This window comes from Streptomyces sp. 4N124 (assembly GCF_052245395.1).
GTDB lineage: Bacteria > Actinomycetota > Actinomycetes > Streptomycetales > Streptomycetaceae > Streptomyces.
On record NZ_JBQQBS010000032.1, the window covers coordinates 86,174 to 113,070 of the forward strand.

Sequence of the window (26,897 nt, forward strand, 5' to 3'; positions counted from 1 at the left end):
GCCGCACGGTGTCCTGACGTGGCGGTTGTCGCACTGCCGGACCCGCGCGGCCCAGACGGCCCAAGGGTTAGGAGCCTCGGGCAAACTTCTTCAGCTGGGACAGGGATCCATTGAAGAGATTCTGGTCACCCGGCAGGCTGCCGCTGTTGTCGTACTGCCAGAACGTCCAGACCCTCCAGCCCGCCGGCAGCGTTCCCGCCGACGACGAGTTGTAGCGGGCGACCCAGAGCGCATGGTTCGAGGCGAAGGCCCGGCTGCTGCCCGTGCACGTGTTCCACCAGTGAGCGGTCGTGTAGATCACGGGGCGGCGTCCGGTGAGCCGCTTGACCTCGTTGCTGAACGACTTGATCCAGGCGACCATCCTGGAGTTGCTCATGTTGTAGCACTTGTGCCTTTTGTCGTACGGGTTGTACTCGATGTCGAGCGCCGGCGGCAGAGTCCAGCCGTCCGCCCGCCAGGCGCCGCCGTTGCGCACGAAATAGGCGGCCTGGGTCTTGCCCGACGACTTGTTGGGCAGTGCGAAGTGGTAAGCCCCGCGGACCAGGCCCGCGGTGCGCGAGCCGTTGTACTGCTGGCCGAAGTACGGGTTGCGGTAGGTGTGGGACTCGGTCGCCTTGACGTAGACGAACTTGGCGCCCTTGCTCGCCGCGCTCCTCCAGTTGACGTTCTTCTGGTGCGAGGAGACGTCGTGCCCCCTCGGCTTGCTCGCGGCGAAGGCCGGAACCTCGGTGAGGGCGATTCCCCCGACAGTCAACGCCGTCACGGAGGCCGCTATCACATGGGCGCGACGACGGAACGGTTTGCGATCACGAGCCATATTTCCCCCCGGAATGGCGACGTGCACGTCAAATCCCCCAGAGAGTACTGGAGTGTCCTTGAACGCTCATCGATCTCCGGCCAAGCCAGGAGTGAGGGGTGTATGTGCCTGTATGCACCCTTCCGGAGGTCGGTCCTCCGCCCTAAAGTGCCCCCGCCTGACGGCGGGTTGACGCCGCGCCTGGCAGGATCGCGGCATGGCTGAGCAGCGGCGGGATCAGGGGGACGGGCGGGAGGCCCGGGAGGAGGCAGAGGTTGTGGGGGAGCCATGGGGGAGGGGTGTGCTCAAGGAGGAGGTGCGCGCCTGGGAGGAGCTCGTCGCCACCGCCCGCCGGACCGTGGCCGACGGGCTCGTCGTCGGCACGTCCGGCAATGTCTCCCTGCGCGTCGGGGACACGGTCCTGGTCACACCGTCGGGTGTCCCCTACGACCGCCTCACGCCGGACGACGTGACCGGCGTCGACCTCGACGGCCGGCAGGTGCTCGGCACCCTCGTCCCGACCAGTGAGCTGCCCATGCATCTCGCCGTCCACCGCACGACCGACGCCCGCGCCGTCGTCCACACCCACGCCGTCCACGCCACGGCCGTCTCCACCCTCGTCACCGAGCTCCCGGCGATCCACTACATGACCGGGGCGCTCGGCGGACCCGTCCGAGTCGCCCCATATGCGACGTACGGCACCGACGAGTTGGCCGAGAACATGCTCCAGGCCCTGACCGACCGCTCCGCCTGCCTGCTCCAGAACCACGGCACGATGGCCTACGGCACCACCCTCGACCAGGCCTACGACCGCACCGCCCAGCTCGAGTGGATGTGCCGCCTCTGGCTCACGGCCTCCTCGGTACCGGGCCTGTCCCCGAGCCTGCTGTCGGAGAAGCAGCTGCGGGATGCGGGGGAGAAGCTGCGGGGGTATGGGCAGCGGGGGTGAGGTCCCCTGTGCCACCGGAAATCACCTGTACCCGCCCGACCATGTCCCCCGGCTGGCCGACAGCCGGGTCCGCCAGGACACTGAATCCGTGCGCACTGTCAAAACGGCGGCCGCGGCCGTCACCGTAGCCCTGGCGGCCGGCGCGGCCAGCGTGGCCGCCGGACGGTTCGCCAGCGACGCCGCGCTGAAGGCGCCACCGGGACGGCCCCTGCCGGGCGAACCCCGGCTCACCGTGCATGCGACGGCGGCGGGCCAGATCGCGCTCACCCGGTCCCTGGCCTCCCTGCGCCCCGGCACCTACGGCCTCGCCGGCGACGCCTCGCACGCCGTCGTCGGCCCCGTCCTCGACGCGGCGAACCACTCCGCCGACACCGTCGTGCGTCGCCTGGAACGCGTCACCCACGGCACCCTCGAGCCCGGCGACAAGGTGTGGCTCACTCCGAACGTGTACGTCGGCAACCCCGGCGCCGCCCTCGGCCTGGACCACGCCGACATCGACATCCCCGGCGAACTCGGCTCCCTGCCCGCCTGGTTCGTGCCCGGCGTACGGGACATCTGGGTCATCGCGGTGCACGGCCTCGCCACCACCCGCGAGCACGCCATGAACGTCATGGAGTTCCTGGGCCACCGCGGCTTCCCGGTACTCGCCCTCGCCTACCGCGGCGACCTCGGTGCCCCACGCTCCCCGGACGGCCTGAACCACCTCGGCGAGACCGAGTGGCGCGACCTGGACGCGGCGATCCGCTACGCCGTGCGCTACGGCGCCAAGCAGGTCGTCCTGCACGGCTGGTCCACCGGCGCCACCATGGCGCTGCGCGCCGCCGCGCACTCGGGGTTGCGCGAGCGCGTCTCGGGGCTCGTCCTGGACTCCCCGGTGCTCAGCTGGGAGACCACGCTGCGCGCCCTGGCCTCGGCCCGGCGCACCCCGGGCGCCCTGCTGCCGCTGGCGGTCCGCGCCGCACAGGGCCGCACCGGGCTGCACGGCGACCGCATCACCGATGCCGCCGACCCCGGCCGGCTCTCGGTGCCGACGCTGATCTTCCACGGCCCCGACGACACGGTGGCCCCCTGGGCCCTCTCCCGCCGCCTCGCCGACAGCCGCACCGACCTGATCTCCCTCCACACGGTCCAGCGCGCCCCGCACGCAGCCATGTGGAACGCCGACCCGCAGTCCTACGAAGAGACGCTGCGCCGCTTTCTGACCCCGCTGATGTGACCTCCCGTCCGCTCCGATCCCACCCGGTCCCACGGATTCCGTTTAACGCCGTATCACTGGCCTGTTCTCGGCACTCCACCGCCCGCAGGACCCCGTGCGTTGGCCATCCCCGTCGCCCGCCGTGACATTCCGTTTGGGTTTTCGTACCTTCAACCGGAAGACTGCACCCATGCCGTCCCGTATCCCGCGCGACTCCAGGCTTCGACTCGTCCGCCCGCGACCCCTGGCCGCCGCCCCCCGAGCGATGAACCAGCGGCGCTCAAGCCGCCCCGCCCCGCGCCCCCCGGAGGGCACTCCGGCACGGGCGGAGCTGGCCAGAATGGCTCGCTCCGGTCTGGCCTCCGCCGCCCGTGTCGCCCACTGGGCCGACGCCGCTCTGCACCCCGGCCGTTATGGTGCGAGCCCCGACGGCAAGGGCACCCTCTCCGACGCGACCGCCGAACTGGCGGCCAGGGACCTGGGCCTGACCCCGGCTCAGGTCCGCGCCGACTGGGACACCGCCCGCCTCGCCGGCCTCGTCGAGGTGCACGGCGACAGCGCCCGCCCCGGCTGGCGGCTGCGTGCCTGGGACCGCGACGACAGCGCCGTACTGCGCGGCTGGGTCGCCCTCTTCGACGCCTGGTCCCTCGCCCACCCGGAACCCGCGGACCACGAGCCCGCCGCCGTCGCCGAGGTCGTCTCGGCCATGCCCCAGGTGCTCTCCTTCCTCCAGCTCTCCGCCGGTCCCGTCCCGGTCGAGCAGCTCCTCGACCTCCTGGGACAGCGGGTCACCGAACTGCGCACCGAGCGCTGCGAGATTCCCTACGGTCCGCAGCCCGAGCCGGCGGCGGAGCCCGCCGCCACCCCCCTCGACCCGCTCCTCGACTGGGCCCTGCACGCCCTGGCCTCCGTCGGCGCCCTCACCTGTGGCGACGGGCAGGCCACGCTCACCCCGCTCGGCAGCTGGGCGGTCTGGGTCAAGCTGGAGCAGATCTGCGTCGCCGCGCAGAGCCCCGCCGGGAACATCGAGGTCGCCGCCGACGAGATGCTCCGCGGCTGCGCCCAGCTCCGCCCGAAGGCGGCCCGCGACGAGTACCGCGCCTGGCTCGCCGCCCGCCCCGTCGGCAGCGCCGTCACCGAACTGCTCGACGCCGCCCGCGGCGATGACGCCCTGCTGCGCGGCCTCGCTTTCGAGGCACTGCGCGTCGTCGGCGCCCCCGCCGAGCCCGACGTACGCGCTGTGGCCGACGAGCCGACGCTCAGGCCCTACGCCCTGCTGTGGCTCGCCGAGTACGACGGGTTCGACCCGGAGGACGCGCATGAGGTCCTCACCCGGGAAGAGGCCACCTGGCTGTGGGTCGACTCGGCCGCCGCCGTCGCCGACCACGGCGAGGCCCCGATGCTCGTGCGGCACCTGGAGTCCGCGGTGCAGCCGACGGTCCCCATGCTGCTCGACGAGGTGCGTGCCGTCGGGCACCCCCGCACCGTGCAGGTCCTGGTCGCCCTCGCCGCGGCACACCCCGACCCCGCCCTGGCCAAGGCGGTACGCCGCGCGGCCTTCCAGGTGCACACCGGCGGGTAGCCAGGGCCCGGTCAGCCCTTTATCTCGGGGGCGTACGTGCCGAAGCTCCAGATGTTGCCCTCGATGTCCCGGGCCATGTAGTCGCGCGAGCCGTACTCCTGGTCCGTCGGGGGCATCAGGATCTCCGCACCATGGTCCACGGCACGCTGGTGGTGGGCGTCGACGTCGTCCACCACGACGTACACCCCGGCGGGGCCCGCGCCCTTCATCAGCTCGTCGAAACGGCCGCCGCGGCCCTTCGAGCCGAGCATCACCCCGCCGTTGCCCTGCACCAGCTCCGCGTGTGCCACCATGCCGTTCTCGCCCTCGTACACCGACAGCTCGGTGAAGCCGAAGGCCTCCGTGAGCTGCCGGATCGCTGCCTTCGCGTCCGCGTACAGCACCGTCGGGTAGATGCTCGGACTCGCGCCGCCCGTGCCCGCCATGACGATCACTCCCCTGTGCTGGAAATCACCGGAATCCTGCTGCCTGTCGCCAGTCTCGCACCCACCACTGACAACGCCCTCCCGACCGCGGGGCACAGCGCGACCAGCCACGACGCACCCGCAGTGGGCCGCGGCGGTCGGTCCGGACACCGGAACGCCGGAAAAGCGCTTGCACCGCCCCGTTAGACTTGCCGCTATGGCCATTCTCCTCGCGCATTAGACGGCGGGAACGTCCTCAGCCGCCCACCTGCCAACCCCCTCCGCCCTGGAGTCTGACCGTGATCTCCGCCTCCGGTATCGAGCTGCGCGCCGGTGCCCGCGTCCTCATCGAATCCGCCACCTTCCGAGTCGCCAAGGGCGACCGCATCGGCCTGGTCGGCCGCAACGGCGCCGGCAAGACCACCCTCACCAAGTGCCTGGCCGGTGAGGGCAGCCCCGCCGGCGGCACCATCACCCGCTCCGGCGAGGTCGGCTACCTCCCGCAGGACCCCCGCACCGGCGACCTCGACGTCCTCGCCCGCGACCGCATCCTCTCCGCGCGCGGCCTCGACGTACTGATCCAGAAGATGCGCGACAACGAACAGCGCATCGCCAACGGCCAGGGCGCCACCCGGGAGAAGGCCCTCAGGCAGTACGAGCGCCAGGAGACCGAGTTTCTCACCAAGGGCGGGTACTCCGCCGAGGCCGAGGCCGCCACCATCGCCGCCGCGCTCAGCCTGCCCGACCGGGTGCTCGGCCAGCCCCTCCATACGCTCTCCGGCGGTCAGCGCCGCCGTATCGAGCTGGCCCGCATCCTGTTCTCCGACGCGGACACCCTGCTCCTCGACGAGCCGACGAACCACCTCGACGCCGACTCGATCGTCTGGTTGCGCGACTACCTGAAGAACTACCGCGGCGGCTTCATCGTGATCTCCCACGACGCCGACCTCGTCGAGACGGTCGTCAACAAGGTCTTCTACCTGGACGCCAACCGCTCCCAGATCGACGTCTACAACATGGGCTGGAAGCTCTACCAGCAGCAGCGCGAGGCCGACGAGAAGCGCCGCAAGCGCGAGCGCCAGAACGCCGAGAAGAAGGCAGCCGCGCTGCATTCGCAGGCCGACAAGATGCGCGCCAAGGCCACCAAGACCGTCGCCGCGCAGAACATGGCCAAGCGGGCCGACCGGCTGCTCGCCGGCCTCGAAGCGGTCCGCGCCTCCGACAAGGTCGCCAAGCTCCGCTTCCCCGAGCCCGCGCCCTGTGGCAAGACCCCGCTGATGGCCGAGGGCCTGTCGAAGTCGTACGGCTCGCTGGAGATCTTCACGGACGTCGACCTGGCCATCGACAAGGGCTCCCGAGTCGTCATCCTCGGCCTCAACGGCGCCGGCAAGACGACCCTGCTGCGTCTCCTCGGCGGCGTCGAGAAGCCCGACACCGGCGAGGTCGTCGAGGGCCACGGCCTCAAGCTCGGCTACTACGCACAGGAGCACGAGACCCTCGACCCCGAGCGCACGGTCCTGGAGAACATGCGTTCCGCCAACCCCGACCTCGACCTGGTCGAGGTCCGTAAGACGCTCGGCTCGTTCCTGTTCTCCGGCGACGACGTCGACAAGCCGGCCGGTGTCCTCTCCGGCGGTGAGAAGACCCGCCTCGCGCTGGCCACCCTCGTGGTGTCGTCGGCCAACGTCCTGCTCCTCGACGAGCCGACCAACAACCTCGACCCGGCCAGCCGCGAGGAGATCCTCGGCGCACTGCGCACCTACAAGGGCGCGGTCGTCCTCGTCACCCACGACGAGGGCGCGGTCGAGGCGCTCCAGCCGGAGCGGATCATTCTGCTTCCGGACGGAGTCGAGGACCTGTGGGGTGCCGACTACGCGGATCTCGTCGCCCTGGCTTGATCGAAAGCGTGATCCACAGCGTATGGATCATTCGGCTCATCCTTGATCCATCATCTGTGTGAGATCTCCTCGTACCGAGGTGTGTCCTACATCGATTTCACGGCCGAGCCCTTTATCGACAAGGGCTCGGCCGTCGCGCGTCCCTGACCAGGCACTTCGCGGAACAACCCGTTCGGCCGTACGGACAGCTCTCCGCTGAATCACAGATTCCGCATGTGGGGATGCGCTCCTGTCGTCAAAACCCTGTCTTACGGACCTTGCCGAATGGGTGGCCATCAAGGCCCGGAGGGGTGATCATGAGGGGACCAGAGCGCACTTCCCATGAGGAGGCACGGGTGGCCGAGACTCTGAAGAAGGGCAGCCGGGTAACCGGCGCCGCGCGCGACAAGCTCGCGGCAGACCTGAAGAAGAAGTACGACTCCGGTGCGAGCATCCGGGCGCTGGCCGAGGAAACCGGCCGCTCGTATGGCTTCGTACACCGGATGCTCAGCGAGTCGGGCGTCACGCTGCGTGGGCGCGGCGGGGCGACTCGGGGCAAGAAGGCCGCATCGTCCTGAGCCCGGGCGGCCCCTCGCTTTCGATGGTGGCCACCCGGTCGGTCTTCTGAGCGGCCGGGTGGTTACTGTGCAGTCACTTAAGGATGCCTGCCGTGTGGTACGGCATCCAGGATGACCGCACACATCGGAGGCGCCCCATGGCTTCGCCCGACCAGGACGTTGTGTCCCGAGGTCCCGAAGGTCCCGTACTCGACAAGGACGGCGTACGGCTCACCGTCGACGACGCGATCGCCACGGTGACGCTGACCAATCCGGCCAAGCGCAATGCGCAGAGCCCCGCGATGTGGCGTGCGCTGGGCGAGGCCGGGCGGTTGCTGCCGGGCAGTGTGCGTGTCGTTGTGCTGCGCGGGGAGGGCAAGTCCTTCTCCGCCGGTCTCGACCGGCAGATGTTCACGCCCGAAGGCATCGAGGGCGAGCCGTCGTTCGTCGACCTTGCGCGCGGCGGCGACGCCGAACTGGACGCGGCCATCGCCGGGTTCCAGGAGGGCTTCACCTGGTGGCGGCAGAGCGACATCGTGTCCATCGCCGCCGTCCAGGGGCATGCCATCGGGGCCGGGTTCCAGCTTGCCCTCGCGTGTGATCTGCGCGTCGTCGCCGACGACGTGCAGTTCGCCATGCGCGAGACCAGCCTGGGGCTCGTTCCTGACCTGACCGGCACGCATCCGCTGGTCGGGCTCGTCGGGTATGCGCGGGCGCTGGAGATCTGCGTGACCGGGCGCTTTGTGCTGGCCGAGGAAGCGGTGAGTACGGGACTGGCGAATCTCGCCGTGCCGGGTGAGCAGCTGGACGCGGCCGTGGCGGATCTGGCGTCCGCGATCCTGGCCGCGCCCCGGGATGCCGTGATCGAGACGAAGGCGTTGCTGCGGGGTGCCGGGGAGCGGACCTACGAGGAGCAGCGCGCGGCGGAGCGAGCCGCGCAGGCCCGCCGGCTCAGGGAGCTGGCCGGGCTGGGCGAATGAGCGGTCAGCTGACCGCAGTGACCAGCACCGCCACCGTCGGGCTGTCCTGAAGGGCGCTCGACACCGCGACGCGGACCTCCCGGGCCACCTGCACGGCCCGGCGGTCCGCGTCCGTCGCCAGTTCCACGCGTACATGACGGTGCGGCAGCGCGGTGTCGCCGGCCTGCCGTTCCTCCATGTGGATCGCCCGCCCCAGCGTGCCCGTCAGGGCGGTCACACCCGGGACGCCGAGGGCCGCCTCGGCCGCGCGGGCTTCGTCGCCGTCCCGGACTTCCGAAGCCTGCCTCGGCTCGGGCGGTCGTACGGGCTCGGGCTCCGTGTCCTCGTCCAGCAGGGCCGTCACCCGTAGGTCGACCTCCGTGACCGTCAGGCCGAGCCGTTCCGTGGCCGCCGTTGCCAGGACCCCGCGCAGATGGGACGCCGTCGTCGGCAGCGGAGCCGACGGTGTTGCCCCGAAGTCCGCCGTCAGACGGAGCGGGCCGGATGGCAGTGCGCTCGGCTGAGGCGGTACGGCGGGCTCGTGGGCGTCGTCCGGATCGGTGAGCGCGATCCGCAGTGCGTCGAGGCGTACCCCGCGCACCGCCTCCGCCGCGCGCCGCAGCACCGCCTCGGCCGCCGCCTCCGTGATCCACGCGCCGTCGTGCGGGCCGCCCAGGGGGACGAGTCTGCCCAGCCCCAGCTGCTGTCGAACTGTCTGCGCCAACCGGTCGGACGTCATTGCTCCAGCCTGCCGCATCCCCGGCGCGCGGGAGCGGAACCGCACTTACCGTGGTCAAAGGACGACGACCGAAAGGGACGTACGGCGATGACCGATATGACGGAGCGGAACCGGACGCAGACCCCGGAGGGCGAGAACGAGCCGCCGGTGCAGACCCGTAAGGCAACCAAACGCGGGGGCGGGGAACCGGCGACCCGGGGGCGGACCACCATCGCCGACGGGGTAGTGGAGAAGATCGCCGGGCTGGCCGCCCGGGATGTCCTGGGCGTGCACGCCATGGGGAGCGGCCTGTCGCGGACCTTCGGAGCCGTACGGGACCGGGTGCCCGGCGGATCCAAGTCCGTGACACGAGGCGTGAAGGCCGAGGTCGGAGAGGTACAGACCGCGCTCGATCTGGAGATCGTCGTCGACTACGGCGTGTCGATCGCCGATGTGGCACGGGATGTGCGCGAGAACGTGATCGCGGCTGTCGAGCGGATGACGGGGCTCGAGGTCGTCGAAGTCAATATCGCGGTGAGTGATGTGAAGCTGCCGGAGGAAGAAGAAGAGGAGCAGGAACCGCGGATCCAGTGACCCGTCGGCGACCGAACCGCCAAGGAGCGCACCATGAGCATGGCTGTGATCGGCATGATCGCCGGAATGGCCCTGGGCTTCGCCGGGTACTTCGGCGGGTTCGGAGCCTTCCTGCTGGTGGCGGCGCTGGGCGCCATCGGGTTCGTGGTCGGCCGGTTCCTGGAGGGAGACCTGGACATCGGCGACCTCTTCCGCTCGCGTGACGACCGACGGCGGTGACGTCCGTGAGCGAAGGGGCCGCCGAGCTCCACAGACCCGGGATCGCCGTACCGCCGGGAGAGCGCGGTGCCACGCGGATCGCCGACCGGGTGGTGGCGAAGATCGCCTCGCAGGCGGCGCGTGAGGCGCTGGGCGCACTGCCGCCCGACGCCTCACCGCCGCACGCCTCGGTCGTCGTCCACCACGACACCGCCCGCGTCCGCGTCAGCCTCGACCTCGGCTACCCCTCCGACGTCGGCCGTCAGTGCGCCTCCGTGCGTCGGCACGTCACCCAGCGGGTAGGCGCTCTCGTGGGGATGGAGGTGCACGAAGTGGCCGTACACGTGGAGCGGCTGCATCCGGTCGCGGTACCCGGCGTGACACAGGGGAGGACCCAATGAGCGAGTCGCAGGGGGCCGAGAGCACTCAGCGGCTGCCCGTCCTGGAGAAGGCCGACGAGGGCGGACACAGCCAGTCCGCCTCCGCGGCGGACTACGAACCCGTCGGCGGAGAGAACGGCGGCCGCTTCTGGTCGGCCCGCCGTGTCCCGGCCGCGATCGTCGCGCTGCTCCTGCTGCTGGTCGCCGGTGCCTTCCTCTACGACATCGCCGCCGTGCGCGCCGACCGCCCCGCCATGGCCTGGCGCCGCGAACTCGCCACGCAACTCGCCGAACGCCCCCTCGACGACACCTGGGTGCTCGTCGGCGCGGGCCTCGCCGCGGCCCTCGGCCTCTGGCTGATCCTGCTCGCCGCCACGCCCGGCCTGCGCGCCGTACTGCCCATGCGGCGCACCCACCCCGACGTACGCGCCGGCCTCCACCGGGACGCGGCCGCCCTCGTGCTGCGCGACCGGGCCATGGAGGTGTCCGGCGTGCAATCGGTACGGGTCCGGATGGGCCGTGCCCGGGCCGATGTCCGCGCGATCTCCCACTTCCGCGAACTGGACGACGTACGCGTCGACTTGGACACCACACTCGCCGACGCGATCAAGGGCCTGGGGCTCGCCCGGCCCCCCGCCCTGTCGGTGCATGTCCGGCGCCCCGGACGGAAGGGGTGAGCGCGGTGCTCAGGATCGTCAATCGCGTGCTGCTCGGCATCATCGGTCTGCTGCTGATTCTGATCGGCGGTTCCGTGCTAGCCGTAGGCCTCGGTCTGAACCCGCCCTCCTGGTGGATCCACGACGGGCAGCACGACGTACTGCTCAGCGGCGCCGAACGCACCCGCTGGCGGGACGACGGCTGGTGGTGGCCGACCGTCATCGCCGTACTCGCCGTCCTCCTCCTGCTCGCCCTGTGGTGGCTCACCGCCGAACTCCGCCGACGCCGCCTCGCCGAGGTCCTGGTCGACACCGGCGACGGCGAGGGCGCCCTGCTCCGGGGCCGGGCCCTGGAGGGCGTACTGGCAGGGGACGCAAGCCAACTGGACGGCGTAGCCCGGGCCCACGCGGAACTGACCGGCCGCCGCAGCACCCCCGAGGCCCGAGTCCGCCTCCTCCTGGAACCCCACGTGGACCCGGGCGAGGCCCTCAACCACCTCACAACCCAGGCACTGGCCCACGCGAGGGACTCGGCGGGCCTCAAGTCACTACCGGCGGAGGTAAGACTGAGGGCGGTCAAGCACCGAGCGGAGAGGGTGACTTGACGCCCCGATAGGGGCGCGGGGAACTGCGCGACAAGCCCCCACAGACCTGCACTCGGCAACGGCGCTTCAGAACCCGTGCCGAGCCCCACCATCCACAGGCAACATGACCCCCGTCAGATAAGACGCAGCCGGAGACAGAAAAAACGCCGCCACCCGCCCGAACTCCTCCGGCGACCCATACCGCCGCAACGGAATCCGCGACTCATGCCCCGCCCGAGTGGCCTCCGGATCCGCCGACATCCCATCCAGCTCGCGCACGCGATCCGTATCGATCCGAGACGGCAGCAACCCCACCACCCGAATCCCCCGCGGCCCCAACTCGTCCGACAGGGACTTCGCGAACCCGGCAAGCCCCGGCCGCAGCCCGTTGGAGATGGTCAACCCCGGAATCGGCTCGTGCACTGACGCGGACAGTACGAATCCGATGACCCCGCCCGCCTCCAACTCCCCGGCCGCCGCGCGAGCGAACCGCACCGCCCCCAGGAACACCGACTCGAACGCCGCCTGCCATTGCTCATCCGTGTTGTCCGCGGCGAACCCCGGCGCGGGCCCACCCACGCTCACCAGCACCCCGTCGAACCCCCCGAAGTGCTCGCGCGCGGCCGCGATGAGCCGCGCCGGCGCCTCCGGATCGGCGTTGTCCGCGCCAACGCCGACGGCGTTGCCGCCCAGCTCGGCCGCGGCCTCGCTCGCGGCCTTGCCGTCCCGCCCCGTGATGATCACCTTCGCCCCGTCGGCGACGAGCTCACGCGCGGCCGCGTTGCCCAGCCCACGCGTGGCCCCGGTGACGACGTACACCCGGTCCTTCAGTCCAAGATCCATGGGTCCTATCCTGCCGTGTCGCCCCCGAACAGGGCGAGGGCCGTGTTCACCAGACCGACGTGGCTGAACGCCTGCGGGAAGTTGCCGAGCTGATGGCCGGCGACGGGGTCGTACTCCTCGGACAGCAGCCCCACGTCGTTGGCGAGGCCGACCAGCCGTTCGAACAGCTCGCGGGCCTCTTCGGTGCGGCCGGTCATGTGCAGCGCGTCCGCGAGCCAGAAGGAGCACACCAAGAAGGTGCCCTCACCGCCCGGCAGTCCGTCGACGACCGTCTCCTCGGCGCTGTAGCGGCGCATGAAACCGCCGTGGCTCAGCTCCGCGCGGATCGCGTCGACGGTGCCGATCACGCGCGGGTCGTCCGCGGGCAGGAAGCCGACCCGCGGGATCAGCAGCAGGGAGGCGTCGAGTTCGCGTGAGCCGTAATACTGGGTGAAGGTGTTCCGCTCGGCGTCATAGCCCTTCTCGCACACCTCCTCGTGCACCTCGTCGCGCAGGGTGCGCCAGCCGTCGAGGTCGCCGGGCAGCTTCGGTTTCTCCTCGAGCGTGCGCACGGCCCGGTCCGCGGCCACCCACACCATCACCTTCGAGTGCACGAACTGGCGGCGGCCCCCGCGCACCTCCCACAGCCCCTCGTCCGGTTGCTGCCAGTTCTCGCGCAGCCAATCCAGCAGCTCCTGCTGCAGGTCCCACATGTGCGGCTTGGCGGCCATGCCCGCGCGCCGGGCCAGCGCCAGCGAGTCCATCACCTCGCCGTACACGTCCAACTGCAGCTGTTTCACGGCCTTGTTGCCGATCCGCACGGGCGATGTCCCGGCGAAGCCGGGCAGCCACGGCAGGTCGTACTCCGGCAGCCGCCGCTCGCCCGCGAGGCCGTACATGATCTGCAGGTCCGCGGGGTCGCCGGCGACCGCGCGCAGCAGCCAGTCGCGCCAGGCCTCGGCCTCCTCCCGGTAACCGGCCGTCACCAGTGCGCCGAGGGTCAGGGTGGAGTCGCGCAGCCAGCAGTAGCGGTAGTCCCAGTTGCGGATGCCGCCGAGTTCCTCGGGCAGCGAGGTGGTGGGGGCGGCGACGATGCCGCCGGTCGGCTTGTAGGTGAGGGCCTTGAGGGTGATCAGGGAGCGCACGACCGCGTCCCGGTGCGGGCCGTCGTAGCAGCAGCGTTTCGCCCAGGCCTGCCAGTCCCCGACGCTCGCGTCCAGTGCCTCGTACGGGTCGACCAGCGGCGGACGCGGCTCGTGCGAGGGGTGCCAGGTCAGGACGAAGGCGACCCTCTCGCCCTCCTCGACCGTGAACTCCGCGTGCGTGGCGAGGTCCTTGCCCCAGGTGCGCACCTCGGGCTCGCTGCGCAGCCACACCGAGTCCGGGCCCGCGACGGCCACGTGGTGGCCGTCGGAGCGGCGCATCCACGGCACGATCGAGCCGTAGTCGAAGCGGAGCCGGAGTGTGCTGTGGACGGTGACCCGGCCGCCGGTGCCCTCCACGACGCGTACCAGATCGGGGGCGCGGTCGCGCTGCGGCATCAGGTCCGTGACGCGGACCGAGCCCTCGTCGGTGTCCCACTCGGTGTCCAGGACGAGGGTGTTCGGACGGTAGGCGCGGCGCGTGCACTCGCCGCTCGTGCCCTTGGGGGCGATCCGCCAGTGGCCGTTCTCCTCGTCGCCGAGCAGCTTGGCGAAACAGGCGGCCGAGTCGAAGCGGGGAAGGCACAGCCAGTCGACCGAGCCGTCGCGGCCGACCAGGGCCGCCGTCTGTTCGTCGCCGATGAGGGCGTAGTCCTCGATTCGGGGGTGCACGGGGTTCCGGGTTCCCGGCAGGGGGGAGGGGCAATCCCGTGAAGAGCCGGGAGAGTGACGGGCCCCTCTACACCGTCGCGGGTTCGGCCGGCGCGGTGTCGTCCGCCCCGTCCTTCCCCTGCGTCCGCTCACGCATCTCGCGGCGGACCAGGATGACCCAGCCGACGGGGACGCCCGCGGCGAACAGCCACCACTGGATGGCGTACGCGTAGTTCAGCGCCGCGTCCTCGTTGCCGGGATTGCCGAGCAGTTCCGGGGTGTCGCCCTTCGGCTCGGGTGCCGTCTGGGCGATGTAGCCGCCGAGCACCTGGGCGTCGAGGCGCCGTGCCTCCTGCTCGCTGTTGATCAGCATGATCTGGCGGTCCGGCAGGCCCTTGAGGTTCTTGATGCCGCTCGCCTCGGTCGTCTCGTCGGGCATCAGCCGTCCGGTGACGGTGACCTCGCCGCGGGGCGGTGCGGGGATCTTGGGGAACGTGGTCTGGCTGGGGCTGTCCGCGGGGATCCAGCCGCGGTTGACGAGCAGGACCTTGCCGTCGTCGAGGACGAACGGGGTCAGGACGTGGTAGCCGACCTCGTCGTCGGAGTTGGTGCGGCGGCGGACGACGACCTCGTCGTCGGTGTCGAAGCGGCCCTTCGCGGTCACCCTGTGGTAGCGCTCGTCGTCGGTGACGGTGTGTCCGGGGGAGGTCAGCTTCTCCACGGGTACCGGCTTCGCGGCCAGCGCGTCGGCGACGAGCTGGTTCCGGGCGGTGCGCGTCTCGTAGCGGTGCATCTGCCAGATGCCCAGCCTGATCATCGTGGGGATGAGGAGGAGAGCGACCAGCGTCAGGATCACCCACTGCCGGGACAACAGGAAGCGGTACACCCCACGACCGTACAACTCGGTCGTGGGGTGTGTTCAGGCGGGTATGGGTCGGGTGCGGGGCCGGGGCGGGGCCCGGGGGACTCACACCTTGTCGACGATCCCCACCTTCCCCTCCGCGCGGGCGCAGTGGGCCCCGCAGAACCAGTGGCCCTCGACCTCGACGCCCTGCCCGATGATCTGGACGCGGCAGTGCTCGCAGATGGGTGCCATGCGGTGGATCGCACAGGAGAAGCAGTCGAAGACGTGCACCGCGCCCTGTGCATGAATCTCGAAGGTCATTCCGTAGTGATTGCCGCAAACTTCACATGTTGCCATGCGCCACAGGGTGGGCCGTCGCCGTGGCCGGGGCGAGACGGCTCCGGGCGAGTCGCACGGCAATCACCCGTCCGTACGGTCATCCCTCCGACGCCGCTTCCACATCCCCGAGGAGCTGCCCGAACGCCGCCTCGTCGACCACCGGCGTGCCGTACTGCCGGGCCTTGACCACCTTGGACGTGCCCGAGTCCGGGTCGTTCGTGACGAGCAGGCTGGTCAGCCGGGAGATGCTGGTGGCGACATGCAGTCCGGCCTCGATCGCCCGGTCCTCCAGGAGGTCGCGCTCGACCGAGGTGTCTCCCGAGAACGCGACCCGCATGCCCTGCTTGAGCGGTTTGCCGTCTTCGTAACGACCCGGATTGGGATAGGGGCAGGCAGGCCTTCTGCGTGCCGGGCGCCAACTGGTGGGCGCGTAGGCGCCATAGCTCGACTGCTGCCGGGGCACGGCTCGGTCCGTCCACTCGGTCAGCGGCCGGCATTCGTGCAGCGGCAGCCGTACGCCGCCCTGTGCGGCGGCGTGCAGGCTCGGCCGGAACGCCTCCGCCAGCACGCGCGCGTCGTCCAGCGCGTGGTGTGCCCGCTGCTGTACGACGCCGAAATGCGCGGCGAGCGACTCCAGCTTGTGGTTGGGCAGCGGCAGCTCCAGCTCCTTCGAGAGGGCGATGGTGCACAGCCGCTGCCGAACCGGCGGCTCGCTGCGCGCGCGTGCGTACTCCCGGGCGATCATCTGCCAGTCGAAGACGGCGTTGTGCGCGACGAGCACCCGGCCCTCCAGCCGGGTCGCGAACTCCTCGGCGATGTCCTCGAAGAGGGGCGCGCCCTCGAGCACGTCGCTCGTCAGACCGTGGATCCACACCGGGCCCGGGTCCCGCTCCGGGTTGACCAGCGTGTACCAGTGGTCCTCGACCTCACCGCGCGCGTCCAGGCGGTACACGGCCGCGGAGATGATCCGGTCGTCCCGGGCCAGGCCCGTGGTCTCCACGTCAACGACCGCGTATCCCTGGGGATACGCGGCCGGCCACACTGTGGGGGAGGACGCTGCGGTCGTGAGGTCTTCGAGCATGGTCACCGAGGATACGGGCCGGGTCCGACAGTCCGGTCCGTCAGGTGCCGTCTCACGGCCGGGTGTTCGAGCGGGGCGAATGTCCGTGTGGGGCGTCAGGAGCGTCGGTACGACCCCTGCGGCATCCCGGGTGCGATCCTCCCCGGTGTGACGGAACCAACGCACGACGAGGCCCACGGCGGCGCCCTCGGGACACGGCTCAACTGGCTGCGGGCGGCCGTCCTCGGGGCCAACGACGGCATCGTGTCCACCGCCGGCCTGGTCGTCGGCGTGGCAGGCGCCACCGACGACCGCTCGGCCCTGCTGACGGCGGGGCTCGCGGGCCTGCTCGCCGGCTCCATGTCGATGGCCGCGGGGGAGTATGTCTCCGTGTCCACCCAGCGGGACTCGGAGAAGGCCGCGCTGGCCGTCGAGAAGCGGGAACTGCGGGAGCAACCGGAGGAGGAACTCGAGGAGCTGACGGAGCTTCTCGAGGAGCGTGGGCTGACGCGGGACGTGGCCAGGGAGGCCGCTGTCCAGCTGACGGAGCGTGATGCGCTGAGGGCGCACGCGCGCGTGGAACTCGGCATCGATCCCGAAGCGCTGACGAACCCGTGGCACGCGGCCGGGGCGAGCTTCGTGGCGTTCACGGTGGGCGCCATGCTGCCGCTGCTGGCGATCGTGCTGCCGGGGGCGGACTGGCGGCTTCCGGTCACCGTGGTGTCGGTGGTGGTCGCGCTCGTCGTCACCGGGTGGAGCAGTGCGCGGCTGGGCGGGGCGGAGCCCGGGCGGGCGGTGCTGCGGAACGTGGGGGGGCGGGGTGCTGGCGATGGGGGTCACCTATGGAGCCGGGTCATTGTTGGGGGCCGCCGGGGTGTGACGGGCCGCCCGACTTGGCGGAGATCGCCAACAAGCAAGCGCGTACTCCCGGTAATACTTGTGGGTAACAACGTCTAGCCCCGGACGACCAGCGGTTCTACGGTGCCCTCATGCCGAACCTGCCCGATGTCGTGCTGTGGTCGATACCCGCCTTTGTGCTGCTCACCGTGATCGAGATGATCAGCGTCCGTATCCATCCGGACGACGACGCGGCGGGATACGAGGCGAAGGACGCCGCGACGAGCGTCACCATGGGCCTCGGCAGCCTCGTCTTCGACCTGCTCTGGAAGATCCCCATCGTCGCCGTCTACACGGCGATCTACGAGCTCACCCCGCTCCGCGTGCCCGTCCTGTGGTGGACCGTCCCACTGATGCTGCTCGCGCAGGACTTCTTCTACTACTGGTCGCACCGCGGCCACCACGTCATCCGCATCCTGTGGGCCTGTCACGTCGTCCACCACTCCAGCCGGAAGTTCAACCTCACCACCGCGCTGCGCCAGCCCTGGACCTCCCTGACCGTCTGGCCGTTCTACGTCCCCCTCATCGCGTGCGGTGTGCACCCGGCCGCGCTCGCGTTCTGCTCCTCGGCGAACCTCGTCTACCAGTTCTGGATCCACACCGAGCGCATCGACAAGATGCCCCGCTGGTTTGAATTCGCCCTCAACACCCCGTCGCACCACCGGGTGCACCACGCCTCGCAGGGCGGCTATCTGGACCGCAACTTCGGCGGCATCCTCATCGTCTGGGACCGCCTCTTCGGCTCCTTCGTCGCCGAGACCGAGCGGCCCGTGTACGGGCTGACGAAGAACATAGACACCTACAACCCGCTCAAGGTCGCCACGCACGAATACGCCGCCATCGCCAAGGACCTGAAGGCGGCGGGCAGTTGGCGCGAGCGTGCCGGGCGGGTGTTCCGGGGGCCGGGCTGGCAGCCCACTCCGCCCGCCGCAGCGCCCGTCGAGGAGACGACGGCCGCGTGAGACAGTCCCGCGTTCTGCTGGGCGCCTTCGCCCTGGCCGCCGTCGCCGACCTGGCCTTCCTCGCCGTCGGCTCCGACACCGGGCACGTCGTCACCAAGCCCCTCCTGATGCCTCTCCTTGCCGGTTACGCATACGTCCGCGGCGCCCCCCGCCTCCTCCTCGCCGCTCTCCTCTTCGGCTGGGGCGGCGACGTCCTGCTGCTGTCCGACGCCGAGCCCGCGTTCCTCGCCGGGATGGCCTCCTTCGCGGCCGGGCACGTCTGCTACCTCGTGCTCTTCAAGAGGTACGGCACCGAAAACGCGGCCCCACGCGCGCGTGCCGCACTTCTCGCCATCGCCTACGCCACCGCCCTCGTCAGCACCGTCGCCCTCCTGTGGCCCGACCTCCCCGCCGACCTCCGCCCCCCCGTCGCCGGCTACAGCGCCCTGCTCACGGCCATGGCATACGGAGCCGTCACCCGGTTCGGACTCCTCGCCGGACTCGGCGGCGCCCTCTTCATGCTCTCCGACACGCTCATCGCGACCGGCGTCGCGGAGTGGCCCCAGCTGCCGCGACCCGACTTCTGGATCATGCTGACCTACGTGGCCGCCCAACTCCTGCTGGTCAGAGGAACACCGGTGGCCGTCCAAGCGCCACCGGCCCCCAAGGCGCTCCTCGCCAACTGAAGGGCCGACTGAGGCGCCGACTGAGGCACCAACTCAGCCTCACCATCTGATCGGCACCGGCAGCGCCGTCAGCAGCCCCGACACCGCGACCACCAGCCCCAGCACCACGACCTCCGCCCGCGCGGGGGAGCAGGCGGTCAGCGGATCCGCCGCGCGGCGCAGCCGGATTCGGGCCCACAGGGCGAGCACGGCGACCGCGGCCACGAGGAGCACCTTGGCGAGCAGGACGCGTCCGTACGCGGTCGTCGTCAACTGCTCCAGGACGGTGTCCGGCGGCATACGGCGCAGCGAACTCCACACCCCTGTCGCGGTGATGGCGGCGAGCAGAACGGCGGCCACGCGCGCGTAGAGCCCCAGCAACACCGTTCCCGTCGGCGTGTCGCGGCGCAGCCTGCGCAGCACGTGCAGCAGCCCACCCGCCCACAGTGCCGCGCAGGCCAGATGAACGAGCGTCAGCCCGGAGCCGATCAGCGGGTCGTGCTCGGTCGCGGGATGCGCGCGCAGCGCCTCCGCCACGACCACCGCTGCCAACGGCCAGACGCCGGTCGCCGGTCGTCGCGAGAGCGCGCAGAGGCCCGCCGCGAGGAACGCGTTGACCTCCACCAGCGCCAGCTTGCCGTCTCGCGAGGCGTAGAGGCCGCCGACGTCGATCTCGGCGAGGCTGCCCGGCACCAGATTGCCGGTGGCCACGACCGAGGCGAGCCCCAGCGCGGCGACGAAACCGACGCCGGCCGCGTAGGGGGACCAACTGCGCGGCGCCTGAGCGGGATCGCCGGGCACGGCCCGGGCCAGCCGGTTCACGAACAGCTCGCCCACCGGGACACACAGCGCCGCGAACAGCACCGCCCGCAGCAGGGCGATGCCACCCGTGCCGGGCGCTGCCGCCTCCCCGGTCTCGTGCAGCGCGGCGGACGGACCGAGCAGCGGGATCAGCGCCGCCAGCGCCCCGAGAACGAGAACGGCGACGGCCCGGCCGGCACCGGGGCGCCGTACGGCCCCCTCATCGGCCACCCCGGAGGTGGGTCTTGTCAAGGTCACCCCAAGATAGTCACCAACCGCCGCAGAACGGGCAAGCACCGAGCAACCGGCAATACGGCATTCCACCCATGGGTACGTTTTCGGGCGCACCGGCGCTCAGGCAGGTCGCGCCCTTCAGACCCACCGCGCGGTATCGGCACCCCAGACCCCCGGCGCCCGCCCCCAGTCCACCGGCCCGCCCGCGAAGGACACCGGCGGCAGCGCGTACCGCAGCCGCCCGAGCGCACTGCCGGTCTCGGCCAGCCACCCGTCCGGGCCCTCGTACACGGCGTCCCCCGCCTCAGCCCCACCGACCCCGTCCATCAACCACGCCGCCGTCCGCGCCAGCGCCAGCCGTACGAACCTGCTGCCACCGTCGTACGACTGCTCGGTCAGCGCGCGCAGCACCCCCGCTGCCAGCAGATAGCCCGTGCCGTGGTCCAGCGCCTGCGCGGGCAGCGCGCCGGGCCGCTCCGGCGAGCCCTCGACGGCGGCGATGCCGGTCGCGACCTGCACCAGGCTGTCGAACCCACGCCGCTCCCGCCACGGCCCGTACGCCCCCCACGCCGAAAGCTGCGCCACGACCACCCCGGGCCTGCGCTCGGCCAGCGCCTCCGGCGACAGCCCGAACCGGTCCAGGGCGCCCGGCCGGTACCCCGTGACGACCACGTCCGCTGCCGCGAGCAGCTCCTCGAAGGCACGCCGGTCAGTCGTCAGGTCCAGCCTCGTCGACCGTTTCCCGAAGCCCGTGTCGGCGTGCTGGTCGGGCAGTTCAGGCAGCTGAGGCGCGTCCACGCGCAGCACGTCGGCGCCCAGCAGGGCGAGGGTGCGGGTGGCGACGGGCCCGGCGATCACCCGGGTCAGGTCCAGCACCCGCAGTCCGGCGGCGGGCAGCAGGGGATCGCTGTCGACCGGCGCGAGCACGCGCGCGTGCGTGGCGTCCAGCCGCCCGCGCTCGACCAGCGGTCGCCCGGCCAGCGCGACGCCCTGCGGATGTCCGGCCCACTCCTCGGGCGTGCGCAGCGCGACCGCCAGACCGCCGACGGCGTACACCGACTCCTCGACCTCCAGGGCGGAACGCTCGGCGAGCACCGACTCGACGGCGGACACGCGGTCGTCGGACAGCCCCAGCGCGGCGAGCAACCGCGCCCGGTGATGCGGATAGTTCGCATGCGTCCGCACCCACCCGTCCGCCGTACGCCAGAACCGCGACAACGGAGCGAAGGTGACCGGCGCCCGTCCGTCGACGAGCAGATGCCGCTCACTGACGAACGCCGTCGCCACGGCCCCGTCGTCCACCCGCACTCCAGGCACGTCGCGCAGCCCGCCCCGCCGTGCCCCCAGCTCGGCGGCGGCCAGCGTGCACGCGCCCACGCACGCCCGCGCCAACTCCCGTACCGGAAGCCGCGCTTCGAGCGCTCCCTCGCGGGCGGTCACCGAGATCCGCGGGACCAGGGCCGGATCGCCGCCCAGCGCGGACCAGACGTACTCGATGTCCTCGATGTCGGTCATACGCAGCACTATGCGGCGTTGACCCGATCAACACGGACAGCAGGGGCCGGACGGAAGCACCGCCCGGCCCCCACAGGTCGTACTACTTCGTCACCGCGTCCAGCGCGTCCGCGGTGCCCCAGCCGTAGAAGCCGTTGCGGTTCTTCGTGCCCTCGCACACCGCGTCGACCTTGCCGTCACCGTCGATGTCGTACGGGTCCGTGCACGGCGTGGCGTCGGCCTCGGCGTACAGAAGGGCCTTCACCAGGGCCGGCGGGGCGTACGGATACGTCGACTTGATGAGGGCGGCGACGCCCGCGACATGCGGCGAGGCCATCGACGTACCGGCCATGTAACCCCACTTGCCGCCGGGCAGCGTGCCCAGGATCAGTCCGCTGGTGGCGGGCGGGGCCGGGGTCTGGAAGCGGGTCGAGTCGCCACCGGGGGCGGCGATGTCGATGACGCCCAGGCCGTGGTTGGAGAAGGACGACTTGATGCCCTTCGCGCCGGTCGCCGCGACCGTCACCACACCCGGGAGCTGGGTCGGGATGTCGAGGCACTCCGACGGGTCGACGACCCGCTCGGTGGGCGTGGCGTCGTTCGGGGAGACCGGGTCGGTGATCTCGTCGGCGGCGAGGTCGTAGTTCTCGTTGCCGGCCGCCGCGACGTTGACCGCGCCCTTGCGCTCCGCGTACTGCGAGGCCCGGGAGACGGCGTCCACGAGCGCCTTCTGGTCCGGGTCGTCCTTGCAGTTGAAGTACCAGGGGTCGGTGTAATAGCTGTTGTTGGTCACGTCGACGCCGTGCGTGGCCGCCCACATGAAGCCGCAGACCACGGCCTCCGTGTAGAAGTAGCCGGCGGTGGTGGACACCTTGATGCCGGACACCTTCACCCCGGGCGCCACACCCGTCATGCCGACGCCGTTCTTGGCGGCCGCGATCTCACCGGCGACATGGGTGCCGTGCGGGCTCTCCGTCGCGCCCGGTCGCCACGCCCCGTCGGCCGTGTCGGGCTTGCCCGTCACGCAGTTGACGGACGCCTCGCGGTCGAAGTTCGGCGCGATGTCGGGGTGCGTGTCGTCGACGCCGGTGTCGATGACGGCGACGGTCACCTTGGAGCTGCCGAGCGACTTCTCGTGCGCCTTGTCCGCCTTGATGGCGGGCAGGTCCCACTGCAGCGGCTCCAGCGGATCCTGCCCGTCCACGGCCTCGGCGGCGTCGGCCTCCGCCGCGCTCAGCACCCTCGGCGTGCCGACGTCGGTCGTCGACTGCGCGGGCAGCGGCGCGTTACGGGTGTTGCCGGCCGAGTCCACCCCACGCACCGTGCGCAGGATCTTGGCGAAGTCGGGGTTCGCCGAGTGGACGACGATCACGCCGATCTTGTCGTACGACGTCACGATCGTGCCGCCGGCCTCGGCTATCGCCTTCTTCACCTGTCCGGGAACCCCGTGTCCGGGGCGGACGTTGACGACATAGCTGAGCGAGGTGGCTTCGGCCTCGGCCTCGGCCGAGACGGGCGCGTCGGCTGCGGACGCGGTGACGTTCGGCAGGAAGGCGAGTGCCGTCGCCATGGCCATCCCGACCGGGATCGCCATCGCTCTGCGGTAGCGCGGGTGAGGCGCTGTCATGGTCTCTCCAGTTCGTTCGTGGTACGGGCGGACCGTGCGGGAAGTCCGGGCGGCGCGGCCCGCCTTGGGCCGCACCGCGCGCTGGGACTACTTGACCGCGTCCAGGGCGTCGACGATGCCGAAACCGTAGAAGCCGTTGACCCGCTTCGGTCCCTCGCACACCGCGTCCTGCGTGCCGTCCCCGTTCTGGTCGTACGAGTCGGGGCAACCGGGGTTGTCGGCCTGCGCCTTGAGCAGCGCCCGCAGCTGCGCCGGAGTCGCCTTCGGGTGCGTCGACTTCAGCAGCGCGGCGACACCCGCGGCATGCGGTGAGGCCATCGAGGTGCCCTGCAGGAAGCCGTACGAGTTGTTCGGCATCGTGGACAGGATGCGGCCGTTCTTCGACGGCGTGTCCGGAATCTGGTACAGCCGGTCACCGCCCGGCGCCGCGACGTCGACGACGCCCTTGCCGTAGGTGGAGTAGTACGACTTGACGTTGTTCACGCCCACCGCGCTGACCGTGACGACGCCCGGCAGCATCGTCGGCACGTCGAAGCACTCGTGCGGGTCGATGGTGCGCTCGACCGGCGTGGAGTCGTCGGGGCTGGAGTCGTCGACGAGGGAGTCCGCGTCCAGGTCGTGGTTGGAGTTGCCCGCCGCGGCGACGTTGAGGGTGCCCTTGCCCTGCGCGTACAGCTGGGCACGGTTGACCGCGTCGACGATCGCCTTCTGGTCGGGGTCGTCCAGGCAGTTGTACAGCCACGGGTCCACGTAGTAGCTGTTGTTCGTGATCTCCACGCCGTGGTCGGCGGCGAACACGAACGCGCAGACGACACTCTCCGGGTAGAAGAGGCCGTTGACGGGGTCGGTCACCTGGATCCCGGCGACCTTGACGCCCGGCGCGACACCGGCGACACCGATGCCGTTGCGGGCCGCGGCTATCTCACCGGCCACATGCGTGCCGTGGTAGTCCTCCGCGGTGTACGGCCGCCAGGAGCCCTCGCTGGTGTCCGCCTTGCCGCCGACACAACTCGCCGACTGCGAGCGGGAGAAGTTCGGGGCTATGTCGGGGTGGGTGTCGTCGACGCCGGTGTCGATGACGGCGACGGTGACCTTCCTGCTGCCCGGGTTGATCTGCGCGGCCTTGTCGGCGCCGATCGCCCGCAGGTCCCACTGGTCGGCTTCGAGCGGCTCGCTCGCGCCCGTGGCGGCGGAGGCCTGGGCGACCTTCGCGGCCTGCTCCTTCGTCAGGAGCTGCGCGGCGCCCTCGTCCGTGGTGCCGGCGGCGGTCAGCGGCGCGGTGCGCGTGGCACCCGCCGTCTGCACCCCGCGCACGGCGCGGATCTGCGCGCCGAAGTCCGGGTTCGCCGAGTGCACGACGATCACGCCGATCTTCGCGTACGTCTCGACGACGGTGCCGCCCTTCGCGGCGATCGCCTTCTGCACGGCCGCGATGGTGCGACGGTCCGTCTTCGTGTTGACGACATACGCCAATACGGGTGCGTCCGCGGACTGCGTGGCCGGCTCCGCCTGCGGTGCGGCCGAGGCGGCCGCGGGCAGGAAGCCGAGAGAGGCGGTCAGTGACAGGACGACGGGCACGGCGAGAGCGAGCCGACGTCTGGAACGCAGATGAGGCATGGGGTCTCCACATCATCCGGAAACGAAACCGGCCCGAGACACAGATGGTGCTCGGGCAGGTACATGACGGGTGGCGCAGGGCGAAACTATCTCCCGATTGCGCTGGCCAGCAATGACTTCCCCGATGTTGGTTCGGAAAGAAGTACCGAGGGTTGAACCGGTCCTCGCGTGGCGCCGTGACCTTGAGCAGGAGGCCGAGCACGATCGAGCCCCCTGTCGGATCACGCTCGGGGGCCCTAACATCGCCACCCGGTTCAAGTGATCCACATCACCACTCGTACAACCCACACCCGCAACGCGAGGAGACTCCGTGGCTACCGACGCACCGCCCCCCTCGAAAGAAGAACACCAACTCCCTTCCACAGAGGAGTTCGTCGAGGTGCAGGAGAGCGCGGAGTTCGGTGAACTGCGCCGCTCCTACCGCTCCTTCGCCTTTCCGCTGACCGTCGGCTTCATCGCCTGGTACCTGCTGTACGTCCTGCTGTCCAACTACGCGGGCGACTTCATGGGCACCAAGGTGGCCGGCAACATCAACGTCGCCTTCGTCTTCGGCATCGCCCAGTTCCTCACCACGTTCCTCATCGCCTGGTGGTACTCGCGGCACGCCGCCGCGAAGCTCGACCCCAAGGCAGAAGCGATCAAGTCCCAGATGGAGGGCGGCGCATGAGCCCCGCGATGACCCTTGCGGCCAACGAGGCCAGCGAGCACCGACCACTGATCATCACCCTGTTCGCGCTCTTCGTGGTCGCGACCCTGTTCATCACCGTCTGGGCGGGCCGCCAAACCAAGGACGCCGCGGACTTCTACGCGGGCGGCCGTTCGTTCAGCGCCTTCCAGAACGGCCTCGCCGTCTCCGGCGACTACATGTCGGCCGCGTCCTTCCTCGGCATCGCGGGCGCCATCGCCCTCTTCGGCTACGACGGCTTCCTGTACTCCATCGGCTTCCTGGTCGCCTGGCTGGTGGCCCTGCTCCTGGTGGCCGAGCCGCTCAGGAACTCCGGCCGCTACACGATGGGCGACGTCCTCGCGTACCGCATGCGCCAGCGCCCTGTGCGCACGGCCGCCGGTACCTCCACGATCGTCGTCTCGATCTTCTACCTGCTGGCCCAGATGGCGGGTGCGGGTGTCCTGGTCTCGCTGCTGCTCGGCATCACCTCCGACGCCGGCAAGATCCTGATCGTCGCCCTCGTCGGCGTCCTGATGATCGTGTACGTCTCCATCGGTGGTATGAAGGGCACCACCTGGGTCCAGATGGTCAAGGCCGTGCTGCTCATCAGCGGCACCATCCTGATCACCTTCCTGGTGCTGCTGAAGTTCAACTTCAACATCTCCGACCTGCTCGGCACCGCCGCCGAGAACAGCGGCAAGGGCGCCGCCTTCCTGGAGCCCGGCCTCCAGTACGGCGCGACCGGCACCACCAAGCTCGACTTCATCTCCCTGGGCATCGCCCTCGTGCTCGGCACCGCCGGCTTGCCGCACATCCTGATCCGCTTCTACACGGTGCCCAACGCCAAGGCCGCCCGTAAGTCCGTCAACTGGGCGATCGGCATCATCGGCGGCTTCTACCTGATGACCATCGCGCTCGGCTTCGGAGCGGCGGCGCTGATCTCGCAGGAAGAGATCATCGCGTCCAACAAGTCCGGCAACACGGCGGCGCCCCTGCTCGCCCTGCACCTGGGCGGCGTCGACTCCGCATGGGGCGCGATCCTGCTCGCCACGATCTCGGCGGTGGCCTTCGCGACGATCCTCGCCGTGGTCGCCGGTCTCACCCTGGCCTCGTCGTCCTCCTTCGCGCACGACATCTACGCCAACGTCATCCGCAAGGGGAAGGCCACCGAGAAGGAGGAGGTCAGGGCGGCGCGTCTGGCGACCATCGGCATCGGAGCCGTCTCGATCCTCCTGGGCTCCCTCGCCCGCGACCTGAACGTGGCCGGCCTCGTCGCCCTCGCCTTCGCGGTCGCCGCCTCCGCCAACCTGCCGACGATCCTCTACAGCCTGTTCTGGAAGCGGTTCACCACCCAGGGCGCCCTGTGGTCGATCTACGGCGGTCTGACCGTGGCCGTCGGCCTGGTGCTGTTCTCGCCCGTCGTCTCCGGCGACCCCACGGCGATGTTCCCGGACGTCGACTTCTCCTGGTTCCCGCTGAAGAACCCGGGCATCATCTCCATCCCGTTCGGCTTCCTGATGGGCATCGTCGGCACCTACCTCTCCAAGGAGGAGCCGGACACCGGCAAGTACGCCGAGCTGGAGGTCCGCTCCCTCACGGGCACCGGGGCGCACTGAGCCCGCCCCGCCCCGCGGCCGCGTCGTAGAT

General features: G+C 70.8%; 27 protein-coding genes and 1 pseudogene. 16 read left to right on the forward strand and 12 right to left on the reverse strand.

The annotated features are described in order from the left end of the window. Window positions 1-67 precede the first annotated feature (67 nt). Window positions 68-817, reverse strand: coding sequence for a lysozyme (locus tag ACTWQO_RS28730; RefSeq protein ID WP_443240263.1), 750 nt, complete (start codon window positions 815-817; stop codon window positions 68-70). A 196-nt stretch (window positions 818-1,013) separates the two neighbouring features. On the opposite strand from ACTWQO_RS28730, the gene ACTWQO_RS28735 reads away from it, so the two are divergent. The 3 genes from ACTWQO_RS28735 to ACTWQO_RS28745 all read left to right on the forward strand — a co-directional run bounded on the left by ACTWQO_RS28735 (window position 1,014) and on the right by ACTWQO_RS28745 (window position 4,522). Next, window positions 1,014-1,745 carry a class II aldolase/adducin family protein gene (locus ACTWQO_RS28735; protein ID WP_443240264.1) on the forward strand — a complete coding sequence of 244 codons (732 nt, stop codon included), beginning with the start codon at window positions 1,014-1,016 and terminating at the stop codon, window positions 1,743-1,745. Between the two features lie 88 nt (window positions 1,746-1,833). Then, window positions 1,834-2,961 carry an alpha/beta hydrolase gene (locus tag ACTWQO_RS28740; protein ID WP_443240265.1) on the forward strand — a complete coding sequence of 376 codons (1,128 nt, stop codon included), beginning with the start codon at window positions 1,834-1,836 and terminating at the stop codon, window positions 2,959-2,961. Between the two features lie 169 nt (window positions 2,962-3,130). Then, window positions 3,131-4,522 (forward strand): hypothetical protein, encoded by a 1,392-nt coding sequence (locus ACTWQO_RS28745; RefSeq protein WP_443240266.1) that lies wholly within the window; start codon window positions 3,131-3,133, stop codon window positions 4,520-4,522. A gap of 11 nt (window positions 4,523-4,533) precedes the next feature. Here ACTWQO_RS28745 and ACTWQO_RS28750 read toward each other — a convergent pair whose 3' ends face one another. Beyond that, window positions 4,534-4,947: a VOC family protein gene (locus ACTWQO_RS28750; RefSeq protein WP_443240267.1), complete on the reverse strand. Its 414-nt coding sequence runs from the start codon at window positions 4,945-4,947 to the stop codon at window positions 4,534-4,536. Window positions 4,948-5,225: 278 nt separating this feature from the next. On the opposite strand from ACTWQO_RS28750, the gene ACTWQO_RS28755 reads away from it, so the two are divergent. The 3 genes from ACTWQO_RS28755 to ACTWQO_RS28765 all read left to right on the forward strand — a co-directional run bounded on the left by ACTWQO_RS28755 (window position 5,226) and on the right by ACTWQO_RS28765 (window position 8,340). Beyond that, the gene (locus ACTWQO_RS28755; protein WP_443240268.1) at window positions 5,226-6,824 is read left to right on the forward strand and encodes an ABC-F family ATP-binding cassette domain-containing protein; all 1,599 of its coding nucleotides are present in this window, start codon (window positions 5,226-5,228) and stop codon (window positions 6,822-6,824) included. 335 nt (window positions 6,825-7,159) lie between these two features. Then, entirely contained in the window at window positions 7,160-7,381 is a 222-nt protein-coding gene (locus tag ACTWQO_RS28760; RefSeq protein WP_004002281.1) for a helix-turn-helix domain-containing protein, read from the forward strand. A gap of 137 nt (window positions 7,382-7,518) precedes the next feature. Further along, window positions 7,519-8,340, forward strand: a complete 822-nt coding sequence (locus ACTWQO_RS28765; protein WP_443240269.1) for an enoyl-CoA hydratase/isomerase family protein — start codon at window positions 7,519-7,521, stop codon at window positions 8,338-8,340. A 4-nt stretch (window positions 8,341-8,344) separates the two neighbouring features. On the opposite strand, the gene ACTWQO_RS28770 is transcribed toward ACTWQO_RS28765, so the two are convergent. After that, complete coding sequence (locus ACTWQO_RS28770; RefSeq protein WP_443240270.1) at window positions 8,345-9,058, reverse strand: nucleopolyhedrovirus P10 family protein; 714 nt, start codon at window positions 9,056-9,058, stop codon at window positions 8,345-8,347. 87 nt (window positions 9,059-9,145) lie between these two features. Here ACTWQO_RS28770 and ACTWQO_RS28775 point away from each other — a divergent pair, with 87 nt between their 5' ends. From ACTWQO_RS28775 to amaP, 5 genes are read left to right on the forward strand one after another with little or no spacing between them, the layout of a single operon-like run. Continuing rightward, complete coding sequence (locus tag ACTWQO_RS28775; RefSeq protein WP_362950464.1) at window positions 9,146-9,631, forward strand: Asp23/Gls24 family envelope stress response protein; 486 nt, start codon at window positions 9,146-9,148, stop codon at window positions 9,629-9,631. A 33-nt stretch (window positions 9,632-9,664) separates the two neighbouring features. Beyond that, a complete protein-coding gene (locus ACTWQO_RS28780; RefSeq protein WP_443240271.1) occupies window positions 9,665-9,850 on the forward strand; it encodes a hypothetical protein in 186 nt (61 codons plus the stop codon). After that, window positions 9,847-10,230, forward strand: a complete 384-nt coding sequence (locus tag ACTWQO_RS28785) for a hypothetical protein (RefSeq protein ID WP_443240272.1) — start codon at window positions 9,847-9,849, stop codon at window positions 10,228-10,230. The genes ACTWQO_RS28780 and ACTWQO_RS28785 overlap by 4 nt, the downstream gene beginning before the upstream one ends. After that, a complete protein-coding gene (locus ACTWQO_RS28790) occupies window positions 10,227-10,886 on the forward strand; it encodes a DUF6286 domain-containing protein (RefSeq protein ID WP_443240273.1) in 660 nt (219 codons plus the stop codon). Before ACTWQO_RS28785 ends, ACTWQO_RS28790 begins: the two co-directional genes overlap by 4 nt. Further along, on the forward strand, window positions 10,883-11,470 hold the full coding sequence (amaP, locus tag ACTWQO_RS28795; protein WP_443240274.1) for an alkaline shock response membrane anchor protein AmaP: 588 nt from the start codon (window positions 10,883-10,885) through the stop codon (window positions 11,468-11,470). The genes ACTWQO_RS28790 and amaP overlap by 4 nt, the downstream gene beginning before the upstream one ends. Window positions 11,471-11,536: 66 nt before the next feature. Here the strand turns inward: amaP and ACTWQO_RS28800 are convergent, their stop codons facing one another. The 5 genes from ACTWQO_RS28800 to ACTWQO_RS28820 form a co-directional block, all read right to left on the reverse strand. Then, window positions 11,537-12,292 (reverse strand): SDR family oxidoreductase, encoded by a 756-nt coding sequence (locus ACTWQO_RS28800; RefSeq protein ID WP_443240275.1) that lies wholly within the window; start codon window positions 12,290-12,292, stop codon window positions 11,537-11,539. A 5-nt stretch (window positions 12,293-12,297) separates the two neighbouring features. Next, window positions 12,298-14,085, reverse strand: a complete 1,788-nt coding sequence (locus ACTWQO_RS28805; protein WP_443240276.1) for a glycoside hydrolase family 15 protein — start codon at window positions 14,083-14,085, stop codon at window positions 12,298-12,300. A gap of 67 nt (window positions 14,086-14,152) precedes the next feature. Beyond that, window positions 14,153-14,950 carry an SURF1 family cytochrome oxidase biogenesis protein gene (locus tag ACTWQO_RS28810; protein ID WP_443240277.1) on the reverse strand — a complete coding sequence of 266 codons (798 nt, stop codon included), beginning with the start codon at window positions 14,948-14,950 and terminating at the stop codon, window positions 14,153-14,155. 81 nt (window positions 14,951-15,031) lie between these two features. Then, complete coding sequence (locus ACTWQO_RS28815) at window positions 15,032-15,265, reverse strand: hypothetical protein (protein ID WP_210575583.1); 234 nt, start codon at window positions 15,263-15,265, stop codon at window positions 15,032-15,034. 79 nt (window positions 15,266-15,344) lie between these two features. Beyond that, entirely contained in the window at window positions 15,345-16,328 is a 984-nt protein-coding gene (locus ACTWQO_RS28820; protein ID WP_443240278.1) for a DEDDh family exonuclease, read from the reverse strand. Window positions 16,329-16,475: 147 nt separating this feature from the next. On the opposite strand from ACTWQO_RS28820, the pseudogene ACTWQO_RS28825 reads away from it, so the two are divergent. From ACTWQO_RS28825 to ACTWQO_RS28835, 3 genes and pseudogenes are all read left to right on the forward strand, one after another. Then, window positions 16,476-17,187, forward strand: a pseudogene (locus ACTWQO_RS28825) (VIT1/CCC1 transporter family protein). A 109-nt stretch (window positions 17,188-17,296) separates the two neighbouring features. After that, the gene (locus tag ACTWQO_RS28830) at window positions 17,297-18,166 is read left to right on the forward strand and encodes a sterol desaturase family protein (protein WP_443240279.1); all 870 of its coding nucleotides are present in this window, start codon (window positions 17,297-17,299) and stop codon (window positions 18,164-18,166) included. Then, entirely contained in the window at window positions 18,163-18,831 is a 669-nt protein-coding gene (locus ACTWQO_RS28835; RefSeq protein WP_443240280.1) for a lysoplasmalogenase, read from the forward strand. Before ACTWQO_RS28830 ends, ACTWQO_RS28835 begins: the two co-directional genes overlap by 4 nt. A 39-nt stretch (window positions 18,832-18,870) precedes the next feature. Here ACTWQO_RS28835 and ACTWQO_RS28840 read toward each other — a convergent pair whose 3' ends face one another. The 4 genes from ACTWQO_RS28840 to ACTWQO_RS28855 all read right to left on the reverse strand — a co-directional run bounded on the left by ACTWQO_RS28840 (window position 18,871) and on the right by ACTWQO_RS28855 (window position 24,583). Further along, entirely contained in the window at window positions 18,871-19,869 is a 999-nt protein-coding gene (locus tag ACTWQO_RS28840; protein ID WP_443240281.1) for a CopD family protein, read from the reverse strand. Between the two features lie 114 nt (window positions 19,870-19,983). After that, the gene (locus ACTWQO_RS28845) at window positions 19,984-21,360 is read right to left on the reverse strand and encodes a CoA transferase (protein WP_443240282.1); all 1,377 of its coding nucleotides are present in this window, start codon (window positions 21,358-21,360) and stop codon (window positions 19,984-19,986) included. An 82-nt stretch (window positions 21,361-21,442) separates the two neighbouring features. Then, window positions 21,443-22,966 carry a S8 family peptidase gene (locus tag ACTWQO_RS28850; RefSeq protein WP_443240283.1) on the reverse strand — a complete coding sequence of 508 codons (1,524 nt, stop codon included), beginning with the start codon at window positions 22,964-22,966 and terminating at the stop codon, window positions 21,443-21,445. A gap of 87 nt (window positions 22,967-23,053) precedes the next feature. Further along, window positions 23,054-24,583: a S8 family peptidase gene (locus ACTWQO_RS28855; RefSeq protein WP_443240284.1), complete on the reverse strand. Its 1,530-nt coding sequence runs from the start codon at window positions 24,581-24,583 to the stop codon at window positions 23,054-23,056. Window positions 24,584-24,893: 310 nt separating this feature from the next. Between ACTWQO_RS28855 and ACTWQO_RS28860 the strand changes: the two genes are divergently transcribed. After that, a complete protein-coding gene (locus ACTWQO_RS28860) occupies window positions 24,894-25,250 on the forward strand; it encodes a DUF485 domain-containing protein (RefSeq protein ID WP_443240285.1) in 357 nt (118 codons plus the stop codon). Beyond that, window positions 25,247-26,866 (forward strand): solute symporter family protein, encoded by a 1,620-nt coding sequence (locus ACTWQO_RS28865; protein WP_443240286.1) that lies wholly within the window; start codon window positions 25,247-25,249, stop codon window positions 26,864-26,866. The genes ACTWQO_RS28860 and ACTWQO_RS28865 overlap by 4 nt, the downstream gene beginning before the upstream one ends. Window positions 26,867-26,897: the final 31 nt, after the last annotated feature.